Consider the following 5,511-nt stretch of genomic DNA (forward strand, 5'->3'; position numbering starts at 1 on the left):
GCCCGCGATGGACGCGGCATGTCGCGGGCTAAAGCCCGCTCCCACGGGCGACAGTTAATATGAATAGGACTCACTTTTGGCTTGTAGTCCCGCCTTCAGGCGGCAAAAAACCGCCTTAAGGCGGGACTACGAACTCTTTAAGCCACTGAATGGCACGGACCGCGTAAGTCCTAGTGAAGTTTTAAAAGACAGAGAGCAGAGCGACCAATGGGAACCGTGACTACCAGTGTTTGCGTCAACTATACGCCCATGGAGATGTTCGATCTGGTGAACGACGTGCAGGCGTATCCCGCCTATCTGCCCATGTGCCACAGCGTGAAGTTGCTGGCCAAATCGCCCCACAGCGTGCGGGCGACCATCACCTTGGCGAAGGGCAAGATCAAGCTGTCCTTCACCACCGACAACGCCCTCCAAGCGGGCAAGTCGATCCACATGCGGTTGGTGGAAGGGCCGTTCAAGCGCTTGAACGGCGTCTGGCGGTTCGAGCCGATCCCCTCCGGCGGCTGCGAGGCGAGTTTCAAGCTCGATTTCGAATTCGCCAACGGCCTGCTGGGCATGGCGTTTGGCGGCTTCTTCAAGGAGGTGAGCGAATCGCTCGTGGATGCCTTCTGCCGACAGGCGGCCCGGCGCTATGGGGAGCGGGCGGCGCATTGAGGTTCGCGGATTTCCCTGGCTTCCAGGCTTCCCCGCTGCCGGCGGGTTCCCAAGCTCCCGCTTGGACGAAATCAAGCCACCCTGCCATTAAATTGCCTGATTAAACCGCGACCCCCGCGACTTCAACCATCGCGACGCGATGGCGCGTTTCACGGCCAAGTCCGAGCGTTGAAACGCCCCGCGACGCGGCGGAAAGACTTTCCCGCGTTTCCGACCGTGTTGCCGCCAACCAATAAAACCCACATCCTCGGTGGGCTTTGATTCCTCTGACTTCGACTCCGCTCAGCCAGCGGAATCAAAGCCCACCAAAACACCCGCTGGGCCAAAAGTCGGTGGGCATGAGCACATGCCCACCCTACAGGAGTCCGGTGATAACTGAACTTCGTTGTTAATCAGGTAATTAAGGCCGTCAAGCGGAAGCTTAAGAGCCAGCGAAGAATGCCCGTAGTCCCGCCCCCACTAATGGCTGATGTTTAATACAGGTAACGGAAAATACTAGAAGTTCCGCGACCACCCAGCCCCACGACTACCCATTTAAGGGTACGTTCAAATTACCCATAAAATACCTCTTTTGAATATCCACCTTATTGCTTATTAGCGCTCCACCCATAGCCGTATCCCGGCGACATAAGCGCTTTCAAAACAAATAGATACCCACACTTAAAGCAAGCCGCCGAATACCTGGGTCAGCACCAGGGAAAGGAATTGCCCATGCCCCACCCCCACAGGCCGTGGCGGCAAAAAAGGCGGATAAGGGTTGAATTTTCCGGGGAAAGTTCCGCTATTACGTCGGGATACCTTACAAAACCACATACCTTGATTCGGGCTTTCTCACCCGGCCCAACGCAAGTGACTGAAAACTAGCGAAGCATTTCCCCCTGGCATTACCGATGCTGTATTAAGGGCGCTAGGAGAAAACGGATGTTCAAAAATTTTCGTAGGGAGATTAGGAATATGAGCAAAAGGGATAAACTCGCCTTAGGGATCGCGCTTGCCCTCTGCGCCAGCGGCGCCGCCACCGCCGGAACGCTGTTCAACCCGAACGGCGCGGGAGCCACGGGCGCTCTCGATGTCGGCCAGTTGGATTGGTCGCCCACCTCGTTCGTCGCCCGCAACGGCAATGCCGCCATTTCCAACTGGGTCAATTCGAATGGTGCCTGCCCCAACAATAGTTGCGACTTCGTCGTCTACACCCAGGCCCGGCTGGCGGGTTCCAACGACCAATCCAATAACGCCAACTCCATGCCGGGGCTGAATTCCAGCTACGAAATCACCATGGTGCTGGGCTTGTCCGAGCGGGTCACGTCGGTCAGCACGCCCCCCGGCAGCGGCCAGGGCCTCACCACCTTCGACACCATTCCGACCTCGGTCAGCTTCCTCCAACTGTTCCGCGACAGCACGGTGGACGCCAACCAGCTCACGGGCACCGGCTTCAACGACGGCACGCTCATCCTGACCGGCTCGGAGGTGGAACTCGCCAGCGGATCGTTTGGGACCAACCTGAACGCGCAGCCGGTGGATCTGGACCAGTTCAGCACCAACAATTACCCCGGCCAATTGACCGTGGTTGGGCAGGGCGGCACGGGCGACTTCGGCGTGGATAACCTCGTCACGAACGCCGGGTTCTTCCCCAACGGGCTGGATGTGTTCGGCATCCGCATGGCGAATATTTCGCCCACGGTGCCGTTCGTCTCGGTGGACCCGATGGCGCAGTTCGTCACCGAGAACGGCACGTTCTACACGCCCAACATCGGCACCATCAACGGCCAGTTCAACAACGGGGCACCCGACTTCCTGTCCCAGGTGGACTTCAATTCGCCGCTGTCGCCGGGGCAACCGCCCTTCCCTGTGCCCGAGCCCGCCAGCCTCGCCATCTTGGGGCTGGGCCTGAGCTTGCTGGGCTTGATGAAGAAGCGCTCCCACGCCTGATTCGAGGACGCTTAGACGGGCCGGATTTGGTTCCTGCGTGTCGCGGAGGGGGCTGTGAAGCCCCCTTTTTTTATTGGGAATGCGCGTAAGAAGTGGGCGCTTTGGCGTGTGTGGCAAAGGATGGGAGGCGCGCATCCGACGGGTTCCACGATTGGCGTTGAGCGTGCCGCGCGCCCGTGGCCCCCCGCGCCAATTGTCCCAGGCGGGGTGCCCGCCGCGAACGCGGGGCGGGTCGACGCCCATGAAAACAAGCCTCGCCCCAACAAGGCGCGGTCACTCGAAGGCGTTGAACGACACCTGTAGATAAATGAAGTTGCTGTCCTTGTTCTTGCCCAGGTTGCGGGGGAACTCGCCCGCCGCGAAATAGGCGTAGCTGAGTTCGGTGGCGATCCTCGGGTTCAATTGGTAGCGGACCCGGACATCGAACTCGTGCCCCAGGAAGCTGCCGCTCTCGCCGGTCTTGTCGCGCAGGTTGGCGCGTTGCCAGCCGTCGGTGTCGCTCGCCAGCCAATAGGCGTTGTAGCCGGTATCGACGCGCACATCCTTGTGGGGCGAGAACTCCAGCCGCGCCTTGGGGGCGTGCAGGTTGTCCCAGGAGAAATAATCGTTGCGCGACCAGGGCTGATTGAAGCCGAACAGCGGGTTGAAGCGCTGGTTCTTGTTGTCGTTGGGGTTGTGGTCGCCGCTGCCGTAGCCATAAAAGGCGCTGACGCGGGGCTTCCAGGCCACGTCCTCGAAGGTGTAGCCCAGTTCGGTGGCGGACGCCCAGGCGCTGTGCTGCTCGCCGCCGTTGCTGCGACCGAATTGGTAGACCACATCGAAGTCGTAATCCAGCCCGGTGCGACCCACGATGCCGTAGCCGCGCAGGCCGGTGCTGTGGATGTTCTGATCCTGGCCGGTCTGGCCGGTGTTGCTGTCCTGCTTGAAGCCCAGGTAATAGGGCTGAAGCGTGATGATGTCCGACCAGCCGCGCCAACTGGCGACGGCGCCGTAGAACCATTGCTCCTCGAAGGGCCGGTCGAACTCGTATTTCAGCCGCTCGATGGGCTGTAGCGCGAGCAGGTCCAGTTCCCAGTCGTTCCTTGGCTGGCCCAGCTTGACGCGGAAGCCCTGGAAGTTGTTGGTGGTGTTGCGGAATTCGTTGTTGGCGATCAGGCGGCGGTCCAGCAGCTCGAAGGCCTGCCGACCACCCCGCACGCTGATGGGCCGCCCCGGTCCCAGGGCGTCCTTGAAGTAGAGTTCGCCATAAAGCTGGATCAACTCGAATTCATTCACGTCGCGGTTATCCCGCGTGTAATGGCTGTTGTACGCCCTGGCGTCTTCGAATTCGACGACGAACCGGAGCGGGTCCAGGATTTCCTTGAGGCCCAGGTAAACCCGGGTTCTCAGCAGCACCGGGTCGTCGTGGCCCTGCTGGGGCGTTCTGCGGAAATCGTTTTCCCGGTACTCGTAGCGGATCCGGTGGTCCAGGCCGACATCCAGCCAATGGCTGTCCTTGAATGCCTCGATGCCGGTCTTGCTGAGGTTGCGGACATAGCGCGGCGGGTCCGTGTCCGGCACCGTCCGGTAGCTGCGGTTCTGCACATAATAATCGGGGGTTCCCCCCGCGCCCCCGGTTGCGGCGGAAGCCGCCACGGCGGGCAGTAGACCGGCGGCCAACGCGGCGGCCCATCGCTTTCGATAAGAGGTCATCATGCATATTCTCCAGGGAACCTCCGGCGCTCCGGTCGGTCCGCCAAATTCTAATTTTTGTGCCCCCGGTGGTCCGGCAGGCAAGCGTTGTGGATCATGGAAAACAGGTCGGGGGCTGGGCACCGCGAATCATGGCCGAGGGCTGGTCAGCGGTCGGTTTCCTCCCCGTCAGCCGCGCCGGGGCAGACGACGTTCAGGCGCGATTTCTCCTTGCGCTCGATCTGCACGATGCGCCCCTCATGCACGGTGATTTCCACCGAGCCGAAGCGCAGCCCGCGCAGGGCTTCCAGGATTTTTTTGGTGACGGACGCGGGGTCCGGGTTGGCAAGCGGCGGGCGTCCCTCGGATGTCATGCTCGGCCTCGGTCAAAACTCGGGTGGGCGGGACCGGCACCGTCACACAAAAGCGTGGCGGCCTCGGAATCCCGATGTGGGCGCATGGTAGCAACGGGGATTTAAAACAAAAAAGAATAAATAATTAGATATGTATTCTTTTTATGAATAAGTCATGGATCCCCCGGCACAGCTTCGGCGTCGCGCCGCACCGGGATGTCCGGGCCGTTGGCGGGATTTGGTGAATATTTAACAAACCTGCGGTTAATTTCTCACAGCCATGGCCGGCTCTCCGGGCTACCCTGTCCATCAATGGGAAAAGCACTTAAGCATTCCCGAAATCGCAGTCCGCTTGAAGGCCGAGTCGGCCATTCGTTTGGAGAAGCCCACTATGGAAGCATCCATGCCCCATGATCGTGAATACAAAGCCCGCCTCGTAACCTATCTCCTTTGGTTCGGCTTGGTCATCGCCTGCTTGGGGCTATTTGCCGCGCTATCCGATGGCGGCGTCCTGCGCGGCAAACTCGGCGGACCCCGGACCGCGCCCAGCATTGTGAATGCCACGAGCTTCGATGGCTCCCCCGACATCATTGATTTACAAAAGTCCGGCCCGCAGCGGGACATGCGCGAATTGCGCAACCGGGTCAGGGTCTTGGAAACCGAGATCGCCACCCTTAAACGGCAAAACCGAACGCCCCAACACTAAGCCATCGCCGCGCCCGCGCAAGGGCGGGCCAAAAAAATTCCGCGCTCATTACCCTCGAAAACCTACCTCCCAGGGAGCGACTCGGGACCGGCAACCTCGCCGGTCCTTTTTTGTTTGGCGCCCGGCTCCGCCGTGTCCCAGGGCAATTGCGCCATGTGGATTTCCCCCTCTCGCCTTTGGGAGAGGGCCGGGGTGAGG

General features: G+C 60.6%; 5 protein-coding genes. 3 read left to right on the forward strand and 2 right to left on the reverse strand.

The genetic code is table 11. The features are described from left to right. Nucleotides 1–207 precede the first annotated feature (207 nt). Both ACXWUF_RS17600 and ACXWUF_RS17605 read left to right on the forward strand, forming a co-directional pair. Nucleotides 208–654 carry a type II toxin-antitoxin system RatA family toxin gene (locus ACXWUF_RS17600; protein ID WP_458495920.1) on the forward strand — a complete coding sequence of 149 codons (447 nt, stop codon included), beginning with the start codon at nucleotides 208–210 and terminating at the stop codon, nucleotides 652–654. 954 nt (nucleotides 655–1,608) lie between these two features. Further along, nucleotides 1,609–2,583, forward strand: a complete 975-nt coding sequence (locus ACXWUF_RS17605) for a PEP-CTERM sorting domain-containing protein (RefSeq protein WP_458495921.1) — start codon at nucleotides 1,609–1,611, stop codon at nucleotides 2,581–2,583. Nucleotides 2,584–2,856: 273 nt separating this feature from the next. Here ACXWUF_RS17605 and ACXWUF_RS17610 read toward each other — a convergent pair whose 3' ends face one another. Beyond that, nucleotides 2,857–4,278, reverse strand: coding sequence for an alginate export family protein (locus ACXWUF_RS17610; RefSeq protein ID WP_458495922.1), 1,422 nt, complete (start codon nucleotides 4,276–4,278; stop codon nucleotides 2,857–2,859). A 143-nt stretch (nucleotides 4,279–4,421) separates the two neighbouring features. Then, complete coding sequence (locus tag ACXWUF_RS17615) at nucleotides 4,422–4,628, reverse strand: YezD family protein (protein WP_458495923.1); 207 nt, start codon at nucleotides 4,626–4,628, stop codon at nucleotides 4,422–4,424. A gap of 382 nt (nucleotides 4,629–5,010) precedes the next feature. Here ACXWUF_RS17615 and ACXWUF_RS17620 point away from each other — a divergent pair, with 382 nt between their 5' ends. Continuing rightward, nucleotides 5,011–5,313: a hypothetical protein gene (locus ACXWUF_RS17620; protein WP_458495924.1), complete on the forward strand. Its 303-nt coding sequence runs from the start codon at nucleotides 5,011–5,013 to the stop codon at nucleotides 5,311–5,313. Nucleotides 5,314–5,511: the final 198 nt, after the last annotated feature.

It is taken from the genome of Methylomagnum sp., assembly GCF_054333355.1.